Genomic DNA, 22,149 nt, shown 5'->3' with positions numbered 1-22,149 from the left:
TAAGCGAGCTGCTCGGCCGCTGTCGAGGTCATCTGGAGCGCGGCATATGTGCGGAACTTTCGATTTGCTGCCACTTCGCATAAGGAAACAGGCGTGAACGAAAAGCCGGCGCCGTCGCTTGCGTCGCGCTGGATCATCCTCGTCGTCATCGGTATTGCCTGCTACGGCGGCTATTACGCGTTCGATTACATTGGGCCGCTCGCGCCTCTGCTCAGCCGCCAACTGCATTTTTCGAATAAAGACATCGGCTCGCTGCAGGCCGTTTACAGCTTACCCAACATCCTCGCCATGCTGGTTTGCGGCGTCATCATTGATCGTCTGGGAACGCGAAAATCGCTTTCGATTTTCGGCGCGCTCATCTTCATCGGCCTGATCATCACGGCGCTCAGCCCGCGGCTGGGCGTCATGATTGTGGGCCGGCTGCTGGTTGGTTCGGGCGGCGAAGCGCTCGCGCTTACGGCCAACGTCGGCGTGGCGCGCTGGTTTTGGCACGATGGCCTGAGCCTTGCGTTCGGTCTTCGCGGCTCGGCGGCGCGGCTGGGATCGCTGACTGCGCAGGTTTCTCCCGCCTGGGCGCCGGATGCGTATAGGTATTGGCGCTGGCCGCTGCTGCTTGGAGTTGCCTTCGGAGGACTTTGTCTGCTCGGTGCCGCCGTGTATTGGATTCTCGACGCGCGCGGCGAGCGGAAATTCACGCTCGGACATGCCGCACGCGGCACGGAAATTTCATTCGGCGAAGTCTTCCGCTTTGACAAGTCCTTCTGGCTGATTGCCGCGCTCTGCATCACGTTTTACGGCTGCATTTTCCCCTTCGAGACGTTCGGTCAGAAATTCCTGATCGAAGCGCGGCACCTTTCGCCGCAGACCGCATCGTTGTTGATCGGCATGGAGCCGTTTTTTTCGCTGATCGGGATGCCGATTTTCGGCCTGCTCGTCGACCGCTACGCCCATCGCTCTTTGCTGATGATGTTCGGCTCGCTGCTCATTGTTCCTGTGTTTCCCATGCTCGGCTATACGAGAATCGCGCCCGCGATCCCGCTGGCCATGATGGGCGTGGCGTTTGCTCTGGTGCCTGCGGTGATGTGGCCCGCACTGGTCTACGTTGTCGATAAATCTCGCCTCGGCTTGGCCAATGGCATGCTGGATTCCGTGCAGCAGCTCGGCCTCGTCGTCATCAATCTGCTCATTGGCTGGGCCAACGATCATTGGCTGGCGAGCGCAGTGAACGCAGCCGGATATCACGCCGGTTTGTGGATGTTCACTGCGATAGCCGTCTTGGCCGTGTTCATCGCCTTCGCTTTGTGGCGCGTGGAGACCGGCCCAGCGACGCACGGATTGGAAACGATAACGACGCGTCTGTAGTTTTCGTTGCGTCGCGCCAACAAATGCGTGAACCATTCGCGGCAGGCGCGAACCTTGACGCGAGCATTCCGCGTAGCTTAGAGTTTCGTGGCGGCGCACATGAAAATTTCTGAAATGAATTGGATGCAAGTCGAACAAAAAATAAAGCAGGATGGGCGCGCCGTCGTGCCCGCGGGCAGCATCGAGCAGCACGGATATCTGAGCCTCGCCGTCGACGCCATTTTGGCCGAACGCGTCGCTTGCGAAGCCGCGGAGCCGCTTGGCGTTCCCGTCTTTCCCGTTCTCAACTACGGCATCACGCCTTACTTTCGCAATTATCCGGGAAGCGTCAGCCTGCGGCTCGACACCTATCAACGAATCGTCGCTGATATTCTCGAGAGCCTCGCCGGCTCCGGCTTCACGCGCATCATGTTCGTGAACGGACATGGCGGCAACATTCCCGGTGGCTCGATTTTGCAGGAATGGATGAACGAGCATCGCGGCGTCACGGTGAAGTGGCACAACTGGTGGAACGCGCCGAGAACGTGGGCTGTCGTGAACTCCATAGATTCCGTCGGCTCGCACGCTTCGTGGATGGAAAATTTTCCGTGGACGCGGCTCGCCGGCGTGAAATTGCCAGGCGATCAGAAGCCGTTGATCGACATCGCGCGCATGCGCATGATGGATGCCGCAGGAGTGCGCGCGTATTTGGGCGACGGCAATTTCGGTGGCGTCTACCAGAAGCCCGACGAACAAATGTTGGAGATGTGGCGTGCTGGCGTCGAAGAGACGCGTGAGGCCCTGGAAGGTCCGTGGCCGTAGCCGCCGGCGAACCCGGCGCGGGCGATCGCATTCTGATCTGGGGCGCTGGAGCGATTGGCGGCACCGTCGGCGCGTATCTCCGCCGCGCCGGTCTTGACATCACGGCAGTCGATACGAATGAGGCCCACGTCCGCGCCATTCGCGGGCGCGGGCTCTCCATCACTGGCCCGATCGAAAACTTCACGCAGATGCTTCCCGCATATACGCCCGCTGAACTTTCCGGCGCTTGGGACACAACTTTTCTTTGCGTGAAAGCACTGCACACGGAGTCAGCCGCGCACCAGCTCCTGGCGCACCTCGCCCCCAATGGCGTTGTTGTATCGCTACAGAATGGCTTCAACGAACTGGCCATCGCCGAAGCGGTTGGCCGCGAACGCACCATGGGCGCTTTCATCAATTTCGGCGCTGACGTTCTCGATCCCGGCGTCGTGCATTTTGGCGGCCGCGGCGCTGTGGTCGTCGGCGAACTGGATGGCAAAATCACAGAGCGGCTCGCTCGCGTCCATCGCGCACTTCAATTTTTCGAGCCTGCGGCGATCACCACAGACAATATCTGGGGCTACCTTTGGGGCAAGATGGGCTACGGCGCGCTACTTTTCGCCAGCGCGCTTACTCCTGCGAGCATCGTCGAAGTCCTCGCTTCGCGCAGCGCTCGCCCCGTGCTCACAGCTCTGGCGCGCGAAGTGATGGCCGTGGCTGCCGCTGAACGCGTCACGCCAATGGGCTTCAATGGCTACGATCCGGCTGCATTTGCGCCGAACGGCTCCGCGGCGGCGATTGATTCGTCGTTCGACGCCATGGTCGCGTTCAATCGCCGCTCGGCAAAGACGCACAGCGGCATCTGGCGTGACATCGCCATTCACCATCGCAAAACCGAGTGCGACGCACAGTTCGCCCCGATTCTGAAGCTGGCGCGGAAGTCCAGCATCGCCATTCCGCATATCGAACGCCTCGTTTCGCTTATGCGTGAAATCGAGAGTGGTAAGCGCCCGCAGGAGCTGGAAAACTTGGTTCTGCTGGCCGGTTAGCATATTCTTCCTGCGCGGGATGGCTGCCATTTGCAACGCTAGTACGCGCCATGCAATTTCGTTTTGATCATCGAGCCGCAATCGTCACCGGAGCCGCGCACGGCTTCGGCCGCGCCATCGCCTTGAATCTGGCGAGCCTCGGCGCTCAGGTCGTCGCCTGCGACATTATGAAAGCCGAGCTCGACGAAACCGCCAAGCTGGCGAAAGAGCAGGGAACTCCGCTGGAAATTCGCGCGCTCGACGTGAGCGATCGCGCCGCGGTGCAAGCGATGGTCGCGGAGACTCTCGAAACTGCCCGCCGCATTGATATTCTCGTGAATGACGCAGGCGGTGTCTTGGGACAAGTTGGCCGTCCGCTCGAAGAAATTTCCGAAGCGGACTGGCGCGCCATCTTCGCCGTGAATCTCGACGGCGCTTTTTACTGCAGTCAGGCCGTTGCACTGGCGATGAAAGAGGCTCGCTACGGTCGCATCGTCAATATTTCCAGCGGCGCTGGGCTTGGCATCAGCCTCACCGGCATTCAAGCGTATGCTTCTGCCAAAGCAGGACAAATCGGCCTGACGCGCCAGCTTGCGCATGAGCTTGGACCCTGGGGCATCACTGTGAACAATATCGCTCCCGGCTTTGTTCGCTCCAACCCGACGACGGAAAAACAATGGCGATCCTATGGCGAAGAGGAGCAGCGCCGCCTAATCGAAAACATTGCCTTGAAGCGCCTCGGCTCGCCGCAGGACATCGTCAATGGCGTTCTTTTCTTCGCCAGCGAGCACGCTGGATGGATCACGGGCCAGACGCTGGCGATTGACGGAGGAAAATAAGGAGCATTTATGCCCGATCCAGTGCTGAGAGTTGGCGCGCTCTCTGCCGCGCGCGGAGAAAAAGTTTACGGCGTGAACGAATTTCCCGTGGAGGGCCAGCCCTATCGCCTCCCCATGTGGCTCATCAACGGAGCCCACGACGGGCCGTCTCTTGTTGTCACCGCCGGAGTTCACGCCGCCGAATACGCCAGCATCGCTGCCGCGCTCGAATTGGGTCGTTCTCTTTTGCCGCACGATTTACACGGCCGCGTAATCGTTGTGCCGGTGATGAGCATGCCCGCGTTCACCGCGCGCTCCATCTATATCTGCCCGCTCGACGGCCGCAATCTCAATCGCGTTTTTCCCGGCAACGCGCACGGCACTGCTTCCGAACAAATCGCTGACTGGGTTTTTCGCAATGTAATTTCGCAGGCCACATATTACGCAGATTTGCACGGCGGCGACCTTATCGAAGCGCTCGTGCCCTTCACGATTTTCTTTCGCTCCGGCAACGAGCGTGTCGATCAGGTGTCGCTCGAAATTGCCAAAGTTTTCGGCATTCATTTTCTCGTTTGCAGCGAGACGCCCGGCTCGACGTTTTGCGCCGCTTCGCGTGCCGGCATCCCCTCCATCTTGGCGGAATCCGGAGGGCAGGGAATTTGGACGCCGGAGCACGTTGCCGATCACACGCGTGGGCTCAACCGCCTGATGCGTCATCTAGGCATGATTCCCGGAGGCGAACCCGAGCCTGCGCCCTTCACGCTCCTCGACAAATTTCTCTGGTTGCGCAGCGACCACACAGCCTTCTGGTATCCGGCTGTTGCCGTGAATGAAAAAGTGAAAGCGGGTCAAACTCTCGGCTGCGTCAAAGATTACGAAGGCCGCGTCCTGCAGACGGCGATCAGTCCAGCCGATGGCGTCGTTCTTTTCATCGTCACGTCTCTGGCCATCAATCAGACCGATCCTCTCCTGGCCGTCGGCGCATGAACCGGGCATAAATCGAAATATGGATGCCGTCCTGAAGACGCTGGCCGAAAATGAAAGCCAATATCTGCGCGAACTCGCCGACTTTGTTGCGATTCCGTCGGTGAGCACGGATCCCGCGCATCTTGCCGACGTGCGCCGCGCGGCAGAGTGGGTTGCGAAGCGGCTTCGCAAATCCGGTCCGATCGAAGTTGAAATCTGGGAGACGCCGCGGCATCCCGCGGTTTTCGGGCATTGGAATGGCGCTCCGGACGCTCCGACTGTTCTTATCTATGGCCACATGGACGTGCAGCCCGCCGATCCGCTTAACCTGTGGGATTCGCCGCCGTTTGTGCTCACGGAACGCAATGGCCGCCTCTATGGCCGCGGCGTCAGCGACGACAAAGCCTCCATGCTTCTGCCCATTCTTGCGGCGGAAGCATTCTTCTCGTCAGGCGTGGAACCTCCTGTGAATCTGCGTTTTCTTTTCGAGAGCGAAGAAGAAATCGGCAGCGTTGATCTGCCGGATTTAGTCCGTGCGCGCCGCGGCGCACTCGCCTGCGACATTGTGCTCTCGGCGGATGGCGGCATGTGGCGTCCGGAAGTTCCCAGCATCAACGTGAGTTCGCGCGGCCTGGCTTCGCTTTCTTTCACTGTGCGGGGACCAGCGCACGACTTGCACTCTGGCCGCCACGGCGGCGGAATCGCCAATCCTTTGCACGCGGCTGCGGAACTTGTCGCCTCTCTGCACGATAACGGTCGCGTTGCCGTCGAAGGTTTTTACGATGACGTGGCAGAGATCGAGCCGGCATTGTCGCAGGGGCTTGCCCGCCTGGCATTCGACGAGAAAAAGTATCTCGCGGAGATTGGCGCCCCTTCAGCGTTTGGCGAGGCGGGTTACGGCACGCTTGCGCGCCAATGGTATCGCCCGACAATCGAAGTCAACGGTTTCCACGGCGGCTATCAGGGCCCGGGAAGCAAGACCGTCCTCCCGAGCGAAGCTCACATCAAACTCACCTGCCGCTTAGTCCCGAATCAACGCCCGGCAGACGTGATTGCCAAGCTGCGCCGGCATCTTGAGCGCCGTTGTCCCACGGGCGTGACTCTTACAATTGAAGAAGGTCACGAAGGCGCTGGCGCTTATCGCATTTCGCCCGAAAACCCAGCGGTGCGCGCCGCGGCCGAAACGCTCCGCGATGTTTTCGGTCTCTCGCCCGAATTCGTGGGCATGGGCGGCACGGTTCCGATCGTCAATACATTTCGGGAAGTGCTCGGCGCCGACACGATTTTCTTTTCGTTCAGTGTTGCGGATGAAAATATTCACGCGCCGAATGAGTTCTATCGCCCCGAGCGTTTCCGCGTTGGACTTCAGGCGTGGCCTCTGCTGTGGCAGCGGCTGTCGCGAATCTCGCTGAAAAAATAAAGCCGTTACGGAGTGATCGCAATCGCGCGCACAGGGCTGCCCGAGCCGCCCGTGATCTTAAGCGGCGCCGCGATCACCATCGCTCCCGTCGCCGGAAGTTGATCCAGATTGCATAGCCCGGCCAGCCCGAATTTTCCGCTGCCGTGCATGAAATAGTGGTTCGGAAAGGGAGGCTGAAACTTCGCCGCTTGCCCCGCGTCCGTTCCCACGGTTTCCACACCAACGCCCAAAATGTCCCGCTCGCGCGCGAGGAATTGCGAGCATTCCGCGGCCCATCCGGGCGTATGCGGCCCGTCTTCTTTTTCGTAAATGTACTGCTCCGCGTCCGTGTGCTTCGACCAGCCCGTTCGCAGCAGCACCCAAGCTCCTGCGGGAATCCGCCCATGCCCGGCTTCCCATTTTTCGACGCCGTCAACTGTCAGCAGATGATCCGAATTGCTCTGCACTTCTCGCGTTACGTCAATCACGCAAGCTGGCCCGACAAATTGTTTCACGGGGATGCGATCCACCGTGTTGTTCGGCAAATCCTTTCCGCTGATCCAGTGAACCGGCGCGTCGAAATGCGTCCCCGTATGCTCGCCGGTTTCGAAGGCATTCCAATACCACGCCGGCCCGCGCTCATCGTAGCGCGAGAGTTCCCAGATCTTGAACTTCGGCGTATTTGTCCATGGCGCAGGCAGCCGCAGCACGGGAGCTTCCGGGCTGAGCGGCGCGGTCAAATCCACCACGTGCAATTTCCCTTCGTGCAAGGCTTTCAGGAATTCCAGCAGGATGTCAGACATAGGGTTCCCCAGAACTGTTTGCGAGATTTATGGAATCGTATTCGGATGCCAGCGCTCAACTCACGTTGACCTCCGGGCCGCGGAGCGCGCATACCGCGCAAACTGAAATCGATTTTCGAGCAGCGCCAGATCTGTGACGTATTTCGCCGGGCCTGTCGCTTCAACTTTCGCGATAATCGTCGCAAGCTCATTGGCAGCCAGCGCCTGGCGTACCGCCGCGGCAAACTCGTCGCAGCTTCGCGCCGTTTGCGCGCGGTGAATTCCTGAGGCGCGCGCAATGCCTTCGAGGTCTGCGCCCGTCGAAGTGGCCGTCGGAAATCCGCCCACGGAAAGCAGGCTTTCGTTGTCGAAAATAATGTGCAGCAAGTTCTTCGGCGCGTAGCGCGCGAGGGTACTCAGCGTTCCCAGGTTCATCAGCAGCGATCCATCGCCGTCGAGGACGATGACTTTTTGACTTGGCGCAGCCAGCGCTAGCCCCAGACCCGTGGACGACGCCAGTCCCATCGCATGTTGCAGATAGAAAAAATTCTCGCGGTGCCCCAGCGACTGCAGTTCCGCCGCCACCGCTCCCATGATCGAAACGACCAGGCATTTCTCTAGTTCCGGGTAAATTGCGCGCAAGCAATCCAGCCGCAGCATCGCCTATTCCTCCCACATCAAATCGCGCATCAGCAGCAGCGCCGCCGGCTGCAAACTGCTTTCCGCCAGAGTCTGCGCTTGCCGGATGCGCCGCGCCGCCGACTCTGGAGAATCGAGGAACGAATAGGGGATTCCCAGTGCACGCAAGACCGGCTCCGTGACATTTCCGCCCTGCGTTTGCCACGGATCGCGTTCCCCGTGCGTGCCGCGGTAGCTGATCAGCATCAGCAACGGAATTTTGTAGAGATGCGCGAACGAAACGATCCCATTGATCGCCGCCAGAAATCCGTGATTCTGCATCAGCATCGCCGACTTCACGCCCGCAAAATGTGCGCCGGCGGAAATGCCCACGCCTTCTTCTTCCTTCGCCAGGCGAATCAGCGTCATTTCCGGATCGTCATCGGCCATGCGAATCAAGTGCACAAGCCATGTCTCTGGCAGCGCCGACACAATCCGTACGCCGCAATCCTTCAGCGCGCTATAAACCACTTTCGAATTTGCAACGGATACCGGCATCCCGCTAGCGCATGCTCCATATCACAATGGTTCTAAACACTGCCGCGGCATCATACTCACAACCTGCGCGAATTTGAAGTGATTGACGAGGCGGTTCGTTCAGGGGCGCAGTGCGCTTTTTTCGCGACGCAGTTTTTTAGCTACCTGACGCTTGCGGAAGCCCGCAAAGTTGGCGTGCTCGCTGACTCGAACAAACTCTGTGTTGCTGATGGGTCAAAAATTCCCAAGTGAAATGATTTTTCATAGCAGCAGAGCGAAGACTTTTCAGAAAAGCAGAAGGCCCGCCTTGCGGCGGGCCTTCGTGGGGAGAAAAGCTCCGGGGCCAATGCGCGGATGGCCCGAAACCCTTCTACAGAGTGGAGTTTATGAAACCTGTGAAATTGAGTCAAGCGGGAACGAACAAAAACGAAGTTTTTATAACTATTTTCTTTTCAATGAGATAGAGAAGATTGCCACAGGCCAAAGAAGCTTCTGCGTCAATACAAGTCTTTTGTATTGATAGGTTTGCCTGTTAGAGACAGTTGAATCACTTCGCGCGCCTGCGTGCGGTCGAATACCTTTCCGGGCCAAGTGCGCTTCGTCAGCAGCCGGACTCCGGCGAAGACAAGTCCTCCCAGCAGCGAAATCCCGCAAATCTCGCCCGTGCCAATAATCGTCCCGACGACAATCGCCGGCATCGATGGCTCATTGGGATTCGGAACGGGTACGTTCCACGTGATAATCATTCCCGGATGCACTTGCGACAGCAGTCGGTCCGCGGATTCCTCCGATGGCGCGCTGACCACGAATGACACAAACGTTCCGTCGCTCGTCTCGTAGATTGGCGACTTGCCCGGCTTCGATCCGTTCACATTGAATTCGCTGCTGAGCTTCGCCAATTGCCTTTCGGCGAGTTGAGGCGTCGGAAAGTCGGCTACGACAAGCGTCGCCTCACGCCCTCTGATCTTGTATCGCGCCAATGCCACTTCTGTTCCCACGGAAAATCCGAGCCAGTCGCCGCTCGAAAGAGGCAGAAATTGATCGAGCGCCGCGGGCCCAAGAATGAAGCGATCGGTTCGCGGAATCATGGCCTCTTTTGGCAGCCGGTCCGGCAGCGGAGGATAAACTCCCCACGTCGCGTGTCCGCTGGCTGCCACGACCAGCATCTCCATTTCACCGTGAAGAGGCCGCAAATTTTTGCCCGTGAATTCCACCACCAGATTCCCGGTCAGAGCCAGCGCGTGGCTATCCGACATCGAAGCGTGGTTCGTGAGATCCGCCGGCGCCATATCGGGCGTCCGCAGAAATGAATACGCGCCATATGCCTCTTCCGCGTCCTCAAACGCATACACCGTTGCCGTGAATGACGCTTTGCCTTGCGTGTAGGTCTGCCTCTCCGCCGACTGAATGCCGTATTCCAGCAGCGCCGCCGTTGCCGGTCCAGCAATCGGATTCAGGTTCGCCGCCGTCGCTTCCATTGGCGGACTTGCCGACGTCCAATTCGAAACCGATGTCGGCAAAAACTTTTGTGCAAAAGCAGCGGGCGCTCCAAGCGATGCCGTGAGCAGAACAAAAGCGAGGACAAATTGGCGCGTAATCATTAGGCACATTATACGCTATACGTCAGAAAGTTACTTCTGGTCTCGCACGCTGGAGGACGGAGCAGGCTGCGTGTCGCTCACGAGCCGCTGCCTTTGCCGGTCGTAATTCAGGCTGTTCAGGCTGGAAAGATAGCCTTCAATTCCTCGAAAGATGCCCATCGCAATGCGTTCACGCTGCGTGGACCGCTCCAGCATGTGCTCGTCCGTGCGATTGCTGAGGAAAGAAATTTCCGCGAGCACCGACGGCATATCCGCGCCGATCAGCACCACAAAAGGAGCTTTCTTCACGCCGCGATTTCGTTCCGCCATGCTGATTTGCCGGAGCTGCGTCGTGAGCGAGCCTTGAATATCCGTGGCCAGTTCGTGAGACTCCTCGATCTTGTCATTGCGTGCGATCTGCTGAATCAAATCCTGCAGTTGATGGACCGACGCATCAGACAGCGCATTTTCGCGCGACGCTGTCTCCAGCGCCTCCGGGGAGGTCGTAAAACTCAGATAGTAAGTTTCCACGCCGCGCGCGGCTTCGTCGTGGCTGGAATTCGCGTGAATGGAAATGAACAAATCGGCGCGCGCCTGATTGGCAATCGCCGTCCGCTCTTCGAGCGGAATGAAAACGTCCGTCTTTCGCGTATATACGACCTGCGCACCGGGGAGTTTTTTCTGAATCAATTTTCCCAGCCGCAGCGCGACGTCGAGGCAAACATTCTTTTCCATCAAGCCGTCCGGCCCGATCGTTCCCGTGTCGTGCCCGCCATGGCCCGGATCAATCACGATGCGGTTGATTTTCAAGCCCAGTGCGCGTGTCAGCGAACGCTGGCCACTATGCGTGGGTTTCGCTGCCAGGAGCGGAACCGCAGCAAGATTGTGTTCGCTCGCGCCTGTCGTGTTATCAGGTTGCGATGCAGCAGAGGCAGACGCCGAAGGCTGTGCAGGTGCTCCTGTTGAGGCGGCCGCGCCCGGTAAAGCCTGAATTTTTTCCGGCGGCGTGAGTGGCGCTGCTGCTGCCGCCTCGCGATCTCCCGCGAGCCTTCCCGCGCCAATTGCCGACGCCGGCGCAGTATTCACAGCGGCCACATCCGTGGGCTTGCCATGAACGTCAATCACCAAACGATACGGATTCGGCAGTAGGAACGCCGAATAGCCCTGTATGCTGTCCACGTCCAGCACAAGGCGTACTACGCCAGCCTTGTTCTGCGCCACGCGAACCGATTTCAAAAAACCACTCTGCACCGCCAGTTCTTTGTCGCTGAGATCGTGGCCAAGGTGCGCTTTGTACAAATCAAAATAAATCCGGTCGGGATTCTTGATTCGCGCCGAATCGTACTTCACGGGCCCGTTCAAATCGACGACCACGCGCGTGTAGTCGTCTGCATTCCAGCTTCGAATTTGCGTCACGCTGGAATTGCCGCCGGGAGTTGCCGTGGAATTATCCGCATCGGTTTGCACTGCATCACCCTGAGAAACCTTCTCGCTTTGCAGCGACGGGTCGCTATCGGTTGCCGGTTGCTGCGGCAAATGGTTCGCGTTTTTGACGCTGGCGTCGGCGATCGGTGCGTCTGCAGGTTCCTCGGCAATTTCTCTCAGTTGTTCGCGCACGTTCGCGGCCTGCGGCGAATGCGGGAACTGTTTCAAATATTGCGAGAACGCGTCTGTGGCTTCCTGCGGCTGATGAAGATCGTCTTTTTCTTCTTTGCCAATTTGCAGCAGCGCTTCCGCGCGGAATTTGCTGCCCGGGTATTGCGCGACCAGGAATTTGTAAGTGACCACAGCCGATTGGTAATAAACATGGTCAAACTGATCGCCCATTTCGTGATAAAGCTGCGCCACGGACATCAGCGCGGGCGTGACGGCTCCAGCGGAAGAAGAGAGCAGATAAACTTTGCGGTACGCGGCGACAGTTTTTTTATAATCTGCGAGCGTGCGATTATTTTGCGGCTCGGCGTCCAGCGATTGCTGCAATTGCTGCGCTTCTTGAAATTGTTCTTCGGCCTGCTGATTCAGCGATTGCCCGCGCGCGGCAGGGGAGAGCAGCGCCAGCGATGCGGCGCACACGAGCGCCACCGAAAAAATCCACCTGCGCGATTTGGTCAAAGGATTTCGCTGCACGCGCGTCATTCGTTTGTGAAAACGGTCCGGCCGCTGCGATCCGTCGCTTCACGGATACTCAAATGGTGCTGGAATTCGCCTGTCGGCGAATGTCCGGAGCCGGACTGGAAGTAGGTCTTGGTCACTTTGCGGACGTAGGCGCGGGTTTCGCTATATGCGGGGACGCCGCCGAATCGTTCCACGGCTTGCTCGCCTGCATTGTAAGCCGCGAGCGATTTTTTCAAATCGCCGTGAAAACGGTCAAGCAAATCCCGCAAATAGTGCGTCCCGCCATTGATGTTCTGGACGGGATCAAACACGTTGCCTACACCGTAACGTTCTGCCGTCGACGGGATGAGCTGCATCAAGCCAAACGCGCCCTTCGGAGAGACCGCGTACGGATTCCAGCCCGATTCGGTCTGTATCACCGCTTGAACCAGCGCCGGATCCAGATGGTTCCGCTCCGCTGCGGCATCCACCGCTTTTTCGAGCTTCGGAGGCGGCGTCACCGGCATCGCATTGTCGCTGGCTGCCGGATGTTTCACGCGATTTGGCGTATTGGCGTTGATGTAGATCAATCTCCCGTGGCTATCCACATAAGATGCAATTTGAGCCTCCGCCGGAGATGCCAGTGAAAGCACAACGGCCGCGGCAAGAATCCCCATCGCCATCCTCTGACGGATGGTTTGGAGAACTCCTCGCGTCCCGACACTTCCTGGGGAAAGGCAGAACATTCCCACTTCCTCACAAACGACACATCCGCGAGCCGGGTAAGAGGGGCTCCCGGCATGCCTGCCAGAGCAGGCCGCGTTTCTAGCGCTTGTATGGAATTATACCAGCCGCTCGACGAGCGGATAGACTTGCGCAAGGGCTGTTTCGATACCAGCAACATCCCTGCCCCCAGCTTCGGCCAGGTCTGGACGACCCCCGCCGGAGCCCCCCAAGAGCTTGGCGATCTCCTGGACCATCTTCCCGGCGTGGAGCCGGTTCGTCAAGTCTTTCGTAACGGCAGTAATAAGAGATACCTTACTCTCCCCGCCATCGCGGGCAGGCTCGCCAGCGGCCAAAACGACCACTCCGGAGCCCATTTTCTGCCTTAAACCATCGGCAAGCTGCCGGAGGGCCTCCCGGTCGGCGTTTTCGACCTTGGCGGCGACTACGCGGACGTTTTTGACCATCCGTGCGGCCTCCAGAAGCGAATCGACCTGGGAGACGGCCGATTTCCGCCGGAGGCCTTCGAGCTGCTTTTCGAGCTGCTTGCGTTCCTGCTCGAGCTTCTCGACGGCTTCGAGGACGCGGTCTTCGCCGGTATTCAGCATTCCGGCGAGTGTGCGCAAGGTCCCGAGAGCGGAGCGGTATTGAGCGAGGGCAGCGTCGCCGGTGAGCGCTTCAATGCGGCGCACGCCAGCGGCGACGGACTGTTCGAGCGTGATTTTGAAGACGCCGATTTCGCCGGTGCGCGCGACGTGCGTCCCGCCGCAAAGTTCCTTGCTATAGAAGCCGCGCGGGTAGGCGGAGTCGGCGATGGTGACAACGCGGACATTTTGCTCCGGATACTTGTCGCCAAAGAAGGCGAGAGCGCCGGAGGCGAGCGCGTCGTCGATGTTCATGATGTCCGTTTGCAGCGGCAAGTCGCGCAGGATTTCTTCGTTCACCTGATTTTCGATTTCCTGCAACTCCTCGGGTGCGAGTTGCGCGAAATGGCTGAAGTCGAAGCGCAGATGATCGGGCGCGTTGAGCGAGCCGGACTGCTTGACGTGCGTGCCAAGAATATTGCGCAGCGCGGCGTTCACCAGATGCGTGCCGGTGTGATTGCGCATCACGCGCGCGCGGCGCGCGGCGTCGGCGACGGTGGCGACGCGGTCGCCCACGGCGAGATCTTCTTTGGCGACGATGCGATGCGCGATGAGGCCCGCGACGGGATAATACGCGCCGCGCACTTCGGCGACTTGCTGCGAAAGCGCGTCGTCGAAGAATGCGCCGGTGTCGGCGACCTGTCCGCCGGATTCCGCGTAGATCGTCGAGCGATCGAGGACGATTTCGGCCTCTTCGCCGGCTTTCAGTTCGTTGACCTGGCCTGCCTTGGTGACGATGGCTTCGATGTGGCAGTCTTTGGTCGTCGTGCCAAAATAAAAATCCGGCTCGGTCTTGAATGTGTCGGCGAGCTTTCTGTAAACCGGGCTCGCCGCTTCCTTGTGCGCGCCTTTCCAACTGGCGCGAGCGCGAGCCTGTTCCTCAGACCGAGCCCGCTCGAATCCTTCGAGGTCCAGCTGAATGCCGACGTCGCGCGCAGCGTCAACCATAAAGTCGAGTGGCAGCCCGTAGGTTTCGTAGAGGCGGAAAGCATCTTTGCCAGGAAACATTACACTTGCTTGGCCCTTCCTATTGAACTCAAGTATCTTGTCTTGCGAAGAGCTACTGAATCCGGAGATTCGATTTTCGGCCAAAGATTCAAGGGCCAATTCCTGGACGCGTTTTTCCCAAGCAGACAGTCCGATCTTGAGCACGCGGTCAAACTGCTCCTCCTCTGCCTTAATGACTTCCGCTACCCTATCGGCTGACTCAATGAGTTCCGGATATGCGTCTTTCATCAAATCGCGGACGGTGTACACCATCTGATACAAAAACGGATTCTCTTGGCCTTGCAAACGCCCGTGGCGTATCCCGCGACGGAGAATCTTGCGCAGGACGTAGCCACGCCCCTCATTTGACGGGACCACGCCATCGGCAATCAGAAAGGTAGCGGCCCGCGAGTGGTCAGCGATAACACGGAGGCTTGCATTATTTAGGAACGGATCTGTGGAGCGCTCTCGACCGCGGCGGGCAAAATCAAGCCTCTTCTTTATTTCTCCAAGAAGAAGGTCATCCTCCACCGAACGAATCTTGCCCTCGGGGGCAACAGGAAATAGCACAAGTTTCTTCGCCCTATCAATCAGCAGCGTAAACAAATCCGTTTCGTAATTCGAGATTGCCCCTTGCATTACCGCGGCCATGCGTTCGAGGCCCATGCCGGTGTCGACGGACGGTTTGGGCAGGGGATTGAGTGTGCCAGACGCGTCTCTATTAAATTGCATGAAAACCAAATTCCAAATCTCGACGTAGCGGCCGCACTCGCAGGGAAATTTGCAATCTGTGTGGCCTTGATCGGAAGCGGCAGGTCCCATGTCGTAGAAAATTTCGCTGCAGGGCCCGCACGGCCCGGTGTCGCCCATGGCCCAGAAATTTTCCTTCAGTCCGGGAATTTCGTAGACGCGATCTTTCGGCGCGCCGGTTTCGAGCCAGAGTTTCGCTGCGTCGTGATCGGGCTGCAAATTTTCGTGGCCGCCGAAGACCGTGAAAAAAAGCTTGTCGACCGGAATGGCGAACCATTCGGGCGAGGTGACCAATTCCCAGGCGTAGGCGATGGCGTCTTTTTTGAAATAATCGCCGAAGGAAAAATTGCCGAGCATTTCGAAAAATGTGTGATGGCGATTGGTGAAGCCGACGTTTTCGAGATCGTTGTGCTTGCCGCCAGCGCGAACGCATTTCTGGCACGTGGTGGCGCGGTTGTAATCGCGTTTTTCAAGGCCGAGGAAAACGTCCTTGAACTGATTCATGCCGGCATTGGTGAAGAGCAGCGTGGGATCGTTGGCAGGGACGAGGGAAGAGCTGCGGACGCGTTTGTGCCCGCGCTCCTCGAAGAATCGCAGGAACGTCTCGCGAATTTTATTTCCCGACCACTTCAGTTCTTCCACGCGCGCTCCTTAACGGGTGTCATCATAGCTTTTCCACGGGCTTGAGACGCAACTCAATTTAGAAAAACGCATTTCTCTGGCGATTAGAAATGAGTCCGACCTTTTGTTTTCAGTGAGTTAGCCTCATTTCTAATTTTTCATAGGTCTGGCGATTAGAATCGCTTTTGTTTCGCCTCCTAGAAACACGAACGGCCACCCGAAGGTGGCCTGGCCGGGCAAAACGCCCGAGTCATTATCCTGTGTACCATTTTATAAACAGAAAGTCAAGAGAAAACGGACGGGGAAAGCAGATTCCTGCCTGCGGTGGACAGGCTCGCCCAGGCGAGCAGGCTGCGGCGCGGCGAGCAAGTGGCGAGAAAAAACGAAACGCGACGCACGGAAACAAGGCGACTCGGAGAGTCGCCCGGGCGGGGCAAGCCCCGCCCCTACGAATGCAAATTCAAAGCGGTCCGCGAGTGACCCTTCGACTTCGCCCGGCACTCGCCACGGCGAGCAGGCGGCGAGCAAGCCCCTGCGAATGCATATTCAAGAGCGGGGCAGCGCTCTCAGGAAAGTTGCCCGGGAACAGAGAATGCTGCGAGAGAAAGTGTATGGCTTAGGTCTCTGAGGCCGAAGGATCTTCGAAATCGGGGAGGGGTTCGCGGGAGGCGAGGCGAAGCTGAGTGCGGATGACGTCGGAGGAAAAGCCGGCGCGAAGAAGGCTGCGGTAGAGCGAGGCGGACTTTTTTTCGTCGAGCGGCCCGGCGCGGAGGCGCCGCAACTGGCGCTCGATACGGGATTTTACGAGCGCGGCTTCGTCGGTTTCGGCGAAAACGGAAGCGAGCGCGGCTTCGATGTGGCGATCGGGCACGCCGCGCGCGCGGAGTTCTCGGGCGATGCGAAATTTGCCCTGATGACGATTCTGGGCGTGCGCGCGGGCGAAGTCGCGGGCATAGCGGGCGTCGTCGAGATAATTCAATTCGCGGAGTTTTTGCAGGACGGCGTCGGCGTGGTCTTTTTCCTCGGCGCGCAGAGCGAGATATTCCTTCATTTCGTGCACGGAATGAGCGCGGCGCATCAATGCGCGAGTGGCGGCGGCGTAAAGGCCGGCCTCGGTGGAGAATTTGCGAGGAGCGGAGCGCATGAGGGAAGAATACTAGTGATAAGTGATGAGTGACAAGTGACGAGTGAAAAGCAAAAGGTGAATCCATCGCGCCCGCCACGGCGGACGGGCGGATAAGACGCGCGAAAGGAAGGCAGTCCTTTAATAAATCCACGCAACTTTTTTGGGCAGCGGGCGTTTGCAGAAAGGCAAATACCTCGCGCCCGGCCGACGGACAGGCTCGCCGAGGCGAGCAAACTCAGGGCAAGCGAGTGACAAGTGACGAGAAGGCGAAAACCTACAGCCGGTGGGCAATGCCGCTAAGTGTTCCACGAATTCATCGCTTTGCGTACCAGCGAGTCCGGCGGGAACTCCAGCAGCTCGAAAGTTACTCCCGGCGTGGCCTGTACAGAGCTAATGTGCGCGCCGGTCTGGTGGCTGACACGGATATCTTGTGCCGTTAGGCCGCTCTGCCTAAGTATTTTCACCGCATCTTCGAGGTTGCCCAGTTCGAGCCCGATGTGACCGAGACCCGGTGGATGTTCGCCGGATGCGGGCTGCAATTCCAAAAACGTGTTCCGCGAAATCTGCAGATACGCGAACGCGGGTTTCCGTCCGACGGCGTTGAAAGAAAGAACCTCGCGGAAGCCGAACTTCTCCGCGTAGAAGCTTTTTGCCTGCTCGAAATCCGGCACGCGAATCATCACATGATTCAGGCTGGCCCCAGGTAGTTCCGCTTTGTTCTGACTATCGCGAGTGTCTGCGTCGGCAGGGATCCGTGCGGCTCCAACTGTGAACGCGGCGGCTACTGACTGCAGAAACGTCCTACGGTCGATCATTGCTTTTCTCCTTGTTTGTTCGATTGCTCGCACGCGGCCATTCCCGGCACGCGAATCTTCCATCATTCAGGCTACTGGCGGCGGTTGGGGCGGCGCCGGCCCCGCTAGTCGTAGTCTTGGCACTCTTCGGAGAATGCTTGATAGAAACCTCAGCAGCTGGGTTCGACGCTGCCGCGCAAACCAAACGAAAGCGCGATGGAAAAAAGTCCGGTACGGAACTTATATCAGGAATTTTCACGTGGCAATTATTTTCAGCGCAGGGTTCCAAAATTAGAGGCGGGCATAGCAGTGGTGTAACTGGAGTTGAGCGTTCAAGGAAAAATCCAAAGCAGGTCCCTCACCACCGTTCGCGGCTTTGCCGCTTGCCGCGGCCACGCAGCCGGGCTCGGGATGACAGCAGTTACAACAAAAAAGCTTAGCGGCGGTGGGAGCCGGTGCGCTCGAATTCGGTCATGGTGCGCTCCATTTCTTCGCGCGCGGCGTCGGCGGAAGAACGAATGCCCTGGATGCGCAGCTTGAATTCGTCGGGATTCGAGGCGCGGATGAGCGCTTCGTCAAGGGTGATCAAATTCTTCGAATAGAGATCGAAGATGGATTGATCGAAGGTCTGCATGCCGTACTGGCTGGTGCCGGCGGCGAGCGCGTCGCGAATCATGCGCGTCTTATCGGCGTTGATGATGCAATCGCGAATGTAGCCGGTGGAGATGAGAACTTCGACGGCGGGCACGCGGCCGACACCGTCGCTCTTGCGAACGAGGCGCTGACTGACGACGGCGCGAAGCGTCGAAGCGAGTTGCAAGCGAATTTGCTTCTGCTCCGGCGGCGGAAAGACGGCGATGATGCGCTGAATCGTTTCGGTGGCGTCGAGAGTGTGCAACGTCGAGAAAACCAAGTGGCCCGTCTCGGCGGCGAGCAACGCTGTGGAAATGGTTTCGAGGTCGCGCATTTCGCCGACGAGGATGACGTCAGGGTCCTGGCGCAACGCGGCGCGGAGAGCGGTCGAAAACGTGGAAGTGTCGACTTCGACTTCGCGCTGATTGATGAAACCTTTTTTGTCACGATGCAGATATTCGATGGGGTCTTCGATGGTGATGATGTGCTCGGGGCGGATGGAGTTGATGCGGTCGATCATGGCCGCGAGCGTCGTGGATTTACCAGACCCGGTGGTTCCGGTGACGAGAACGAGGCCGCGCTGCTCTTCGCAAATTTTGTCGATGACCGGCGGAAGATTCAACTCTTCGATGGTGCGGATTTTCGTGGGGATGACGCGCAACACCATGCCGACGTTGCCGCGCTGCTGAAAGACGTTGACGCGGAAGCGGCCGAGGCCAGCGACGCCGTACGCCATGTCGAGCTCGGCGGTTTCCTTGAATTTTTGCTTTTGCCGGTTGGTCATCATGCTGAAGGCCATGGAAAGCATTTCTTCCGGCGTGATGCGCGGGACATCGGCGATGGGCTGGAGAATGCCGTCAACGCGAAGATAGGGATGGTTGCCGACTTTCAGGTGCAAGTCGGAGGCTTTGTTTTCAACTGCCTTGCGCAGCAGATCATCAACGGCAACGGCCATGCGCGGTCACCCTCAGTATTGGCAGAATCAATTCAAGCTAGCACGCGAAGGAAGGGAGGGCAATCGAGGAGCGAAAGGGGATTGTCCTGAATGCAAACCCGCGGTTTGGCCGCACGCTGCTAGGAGTCGCGGGCAAAGAGCATGTGATAGAGCCAGCCGCCGATCACGCCGCCGAGCAGAGGGCCGGCCCAGTAAACGCCGTGATTGGCCCAGTGATGGGAGATGATGGCTTGGCCGAGCGCCACGGCAGGATTCATGGACGCGCCGGTGTACGGCGAGCCGACGAGCGTTCCGAGGAAAACAGCCAAGCCAGCAGCGAAGCCGCCAATGCGCGCGAGAAAATCCTTGGTTTCGGCAACAGCTCCGAAGAAAACGAAAACCAGGAAAAAAGTAAGGAGCATCTCGAAAAGAATTCCTTGCGTGCGCGAAAAACCGGACGCGAGGTCGGGAGCGCCCATTGCGACGGGGCGCCAAATCGAGTCGGGGATAAAACGCGCGAGCGTATAGACAGCGGCCAGTGCGCCGAGGCATTGCGCGATGAAGTAGAAGAGCGAAAGCAGCGAGCCCATTTTGCGCGTCACCCAGGCGCCGATGGTGATAGCAGGATTGAAATGCGCACCGGAAATTTGCACGAGCGCGAACACCAAAACGGCGAAGACAAGCCCGCGGGCAAGCGCCAGGGCCGGCAAGCCGATACCTGCGCCGCCGGTGGAGCGAAGTTCCTGATCAACGCAGACCACGCCCGCGGAAATGAAAACAAATAAGTACGTGCCGATGAATTCAGCAAGCAGCTTTTGCCAGTTGCGAATCATGCCACCTCCCGGAGATCGCCGCGAGCGGAGCGCGACCGCGATTCTAGCAGGGGTGTCGCCGATTTTCGAAGCGATTCCAGATGGAGGGACAAAAGTTAAGCGCCAGTGGTTTAGCAGTATGTCGCGGCCTGCCTGCCCGCCACGGCGAGCAAGCGGCAGGCAGGCCGCGACCACAAAGCTCATCGCATTTTTCATCGGACTGTTAGACCCAACGCCGCTGCAGTGCATAGCGTTTTCGTAGGGTCGGGTCTTTAGACCCCGACCTCGCGCATAGCGCGAGCGGGTCTTCAACAAATGGGGCGGGCCTGAAGGCCGCCCCTACGACAGCCACGGCGGGCAAGCGGTATACAGGCCGCGACAGATGCCTTCCGAGTTACTAACGGGAAGAACAAAGTACTGTTGGCGGACGCGATGGCGGTTGTTAACGTGGCGTTCAGGGGTGCCCTGAAATGTCACGCAACCGACTGCTCTTCACGCTCGTTTTCTTCGGCCTCGTTATCGGCGCGGCAGTCGCGATTCGCTTCCTGCCAAAGCACTATGCGGTCGGGGAGACGATGTTTCGACCGACCATTTTCTGGAACAACCACGAAGCTTTCATTTTCCTCGATACCAACCGGGCGGGAAAGGCCACCAATGTTGTGCAGGATGAAGTTGCGACGAAGGGTTATGGTTATTTCGCGCTGCTGTTTGGAATGGGCGACCGGTTTTCGAATTATCAAATGAAGGCATATTGGCTGCTGCCTTCCGGAAAACTGATCGAAACGCCCCTGCCTCCCGATGCGGCACCTTTCGGGAAATGGTCTTTGCGTGACGGCGATTTGCAATTGGCGCCGCCCCCGAATAGGGAGCTTTACGCGCGGACTTACACGGGTTTTTGGTGGGATGGAGCCAAATTTGTAACAGTGCTGCCCGAAAATGGTCTGCGGAATGTGTCGGCGGGCGCAGAAACGGTACAGCCCGACGACACTGCCGACGATGATGCCGATTCGGCTTTCGTGACGGCCTCCGCGCGAAGTGAGTTCAAGGCCGCGGGCTGGCACTGGAAACAACTCACGGCATTCGAGCCTAATGCCGTCAAGCTGATCCTGCCGATACAACTGGGCAGCTCGGTGTTTTCGCTGACGCTCAATGAATTTCCGGCGCGCCCCAACGGCGCGCATTTTGACCCTCTGGCTTATGGCGCAAAGAGTTTGGAGGTATCGCGCACAGAAGGTGCGCCGCAGACGCAAGTGATCTGGAGCCAGAAGGGATGGCAGTCGATATCGAAGGCAGAATTCGACCAGGAGGCGTGGAAAAGCGGCCGACTGACGACTATGACCTTCGGGACGTGGATTCTCTGGTTTGCTGTTTTCCTATTTTTAATCCTGTGGAGATTCGGGAGTTGGGCGCATCTGTTTTTCAGCCTTTTCACGATGAAGGGGCGCGTGCTGAAGAACATGGGAACGTCTTATTCATTTCCTCCGGCAGTCCCCGGACAATTTCCAAAATTGGACACGGAGAAGCTGAATTACTACACGCAGGAATTCGAAGGTATGGGTTTCACGCGACTAGGTGATTTCTCTCTGGTTTCCGACGCAGCCAAGTCAATTCCGAGCTTTTGCCGATTATTTGTAAATTCGAAACAGCATTGCTTCGGAACCGCTTTCCAGTTTTTTCCCATGGGCAAAAGTCCGCGACCATTGAAGTGCACGATTACAAGCTCACTGGAGAACGGGTGGGATTTGAACTTTGGCGACCGAAAGCCGGTGGCGGCAAGTTCTCTGGTCCGGCGACCACGCGGAATCGGAGTGAGCATGCCAGAAGCAAGGCCGTACGAGTTGCTGAACGCTTTCCTGCAGATGCGCACGCAGGTATGCGAGGACTTGGGGGTTTCTCCCCTGAAGAACGACACGCTGGAAGCATATGTCGCGAAACTGCAGGCGTCGCATAAGGACATTCGCGACTCCGTGAAGCGAAGGAGTTTTGCAAGGGGCATTTCGCAGGTTTATTGGCGAAAGTTCTCGTTGCTAAAGACAAAACAGGAATATGTCTGGCTTGGAGATTATCCGAAAGAAGCGGAGAGGCATAGGCAGGGGAGCGTGATACGTGCACCTGCGCTTTAAGTTCCGATCAACCAACTTCGAAAAGGAGTTTTTTGAAG

The 22,149-nt window shown here is 58.3% G+C and carries 18 protein-coding genes; 7 read left to right on the top strand and 11 right to left on the bottom strand.

All coding sequences use genetic code 11. The features are described 5' to 3' along the window. Positions 1-93: 93 nt before the first annotated feature. The 6 genes from VGR81_05385 to VGR81_05360 all read left to right on the top strand — a co-directional run bounded on the left by VGR81_05385 (position 94) and on the right by VGR81_05360 (position 6,374). Positions 94-1,362 (top strand): MFS transporter, encoded by a 1,269-nt coding sequence (locus VGR81_05385; protein HEV2288370.1) that lies wholly within the window; start codon positions 94-96, stop codon positions 1,360-1,362. Positions 1,363-1,461: 99 nt separating this feature from the next. Continuing rightward, entirely contained in the window at positions 1,462-2,163 is a 702-nt protein-coding gene (locus VGR81_05380) for a creatininase family protein (protein HEV2288369.1), read from the top strand. Beyond that, positions 2,154-3,191 carry a 2-dehydropantoate 2-reductase gene (locus VGR81_05375; protein HEV2288368.1) on the top strand — a complete coding sequence of 346 codons (1,038 nt, stop codon included), beginning with the start codon at positions 2,154-2,156 and terminating at the stop codon, positions 3,189-3,191. Before VGR81_05380 ends, VGR81_05375 begins: the two co-directional genes overlap by 10 nt. Positions 3,192-3,241: 50 nt before the next feature. Further along, positions 3,242-4,009: an SDR family NAD(P)-dependent oxidoreductase gene (locus VGR81_05370; protein HEV2288367.1), complete on the top strand. Its 768-nt coding sequence runs from the start codon at positions 3,242-3,244 to the stop codon at positions 4,007-4,009. 9 nt (positions 4,010-4,018) lie between these two features. Next, positions 4,019-4,975 (top strand): succinylglutamate desuccinylase/aspartoacylase family protein, encoded by a 957-nt coding sequence (locus tag VGR81_05365; GenBank protein HEV2288366.1) that lies wholly within the window; start codon positions 4,019-4,021, stop codon positions 4,973-4,975. Between the two features lie 19 nt (positions 4,976-4,994). Next, a complete protein-coding gene (locus tag VGR81_05360) occupies positions 4,995-6,374 on the top strand; it encodes a dipeptidase (protein ID HEV2288365.1) in 1,380 nt (459 codons plus the stop codon). Positions 6,375-6,379: 5 nt separating this feature from the next. Here the strand turns inward: VGR81_05360 and VGR81_05355 are convergent, their stop codons facing one another. From VGR81_05355 to VGR81_05305, 11 genes are all read right to left on the bottom strand, one after another. After that, positions 6,380-7,156: a cyclase family protein gene (locus VGR81_05355; GenBank protein HEV2288364.1), complete on the bottom strand. Its 777-nt coding sequence runs from the start codon at positions 7,154-7,156 to the stop codon at positions 6,380-6,382. A gap of 60 nt (positions 7,157-7,216) precedes the next feature. Next, positions 7,217-7,795 carry a thiamine pyrophosphate-dependent enzyme gene (locus tag VGR81_05350; GenBank protein HEV2288363.1) on the bottom strand — a complete coding sequence of 193 codons (579 nt, stop codon included), beginning with the start codon at positions 7,793-7,795 and terminating at the stop codon, positions 7,217-7,219. 3 nt (positions 7,796-7,798) lie between these two features. Then, a complete protein-coding gene (locus tag VGR81_05345) occupies positions 7,799-8,311 on the bottom strand; it encodes a thiamine pyrophosphate-binding protein (protein HEV2288362.1) in 513 nt (170 codons plus the stop codon). A 476-nt stretch (positions 8,312-8,787) separates the two neighbouring features. Further along, positions 8,788-9,891: a DUF6599 family protein gene (locus VGR81_05340; protein ID HEV2288361.1), complete on the bottom strand. Its 1,104-nt coding sequence runs from the start codon at positions 9,889-9,891 to the stop codon at positions 8,788-8,790. A 30-nt stretch (positions 9,892-9,921) separates the two neighbouring features. Next, on the bottom strand, positions 9,922-11,982 hold the full coding sequence (locus VGR81_05335; protein HEV2288360.1) for an N-acetylmuramoyl-L-alanine amidase: 2,061 nt from the start codon (positions 11,980-11,982) through the stop codon (positions 9,922-9,924). Positions 11,983-12,002: 20 nt separating this feature from the next. Further along, the gene (locus VGR81_05330; GenBank protein HEV2288359.1) at positions 12,003-12,710 is read right to left on the bottom strand and encodes a lytic transglycosylase domain-containing protein; all 708 of its coding nucleotides are present in this window, start codon (positions 12,708-12,710) and stop codon (positions 12,003-12,005) included. Between the two features lie 96 nt (positions 12,711-12,806). Further along, the gene (alaS, locus tag VGR81_05325; GenBank protein ID HEV2288358.1) at positions 12,807-15,710 is read right to left on the bottom strand and encodes an alanine--tRNA ligase; all 2,904 of its coding nucleotides are present in this window, start codon (positions 15,708-15,710) and stop codon (positions 12,807-12,809) included. Positions 15,711-16,305: 595 nt separating this feature from the next. Further along, on the bottom strand, positions 16,306-16,833 hold the full coding sequence (locus tag VGR81_05320) for a regulatory protein RecX (GenBank protein HEV2288357.1): 528 nt from the start codon (positions 16,831-16,833) through the stop codon (positions 16,306-16,308). 278 nt (positions 16,834-17,111) lie between these two features. Next, a complete protein-coding gene (locus tag VGR81_05315) occupies positions 17,112-17,630 on the bottom strand; it encodes a VOC family protein (protein ID HEV2288356.1) in 519 nt (172 codons plus the stop codon). 415 nt (positions 17,631-18,045) lie between these two features. Beyond that, positions 18,046-19,197, bottom strand: coding sequence for a type IV pilus twitching motility protein PilT (locus VGR81_05310; protein HEV2288355.1), 1,152 nt, complete (start codon positions 19,195-19,197; stop codon positions 18,046-18,048). A gap of 119 nt (positions 19,198-19,316) precedes the next feature. Further along, entirely contained in the window at positions 19,317-20,192 is an 876-nt protein-coding gene (locus VGR81_05305; GenBank protein HEV2288354.1) for an aquaporin, read from the bottom strand. 266 nt (positions 20,193-20,458) lie between these two features. Here VGR81_05305 and VGR81_05300 point away from each other — a divergent pair, with 266 nt between their 5' ends. Beyond that, on the top strand, positions 20,459-22,111 hold the full coding sequence (locus VGR81_05300; GenBank protein HEV2288353.1) for a hypothetical protein: 1,653 nt from the start codon (positions 20,459-20,461) through the stop codon (positions 22,109-22,111). Positions 22,112-22,149: the final 38 nt, after the last annotated feature.

This window comes from Candidatus Acidiferrales bacterium (assembly GCA_035934015.1).
Lineage (GTDB): Bacteria > Acidobacteriota > Terriglobia > Acidiferrales > UBA7541 > DAHUXN01.
This window is presented reverse-complemented; position numbering and strand designations above follow the sequence as displayed.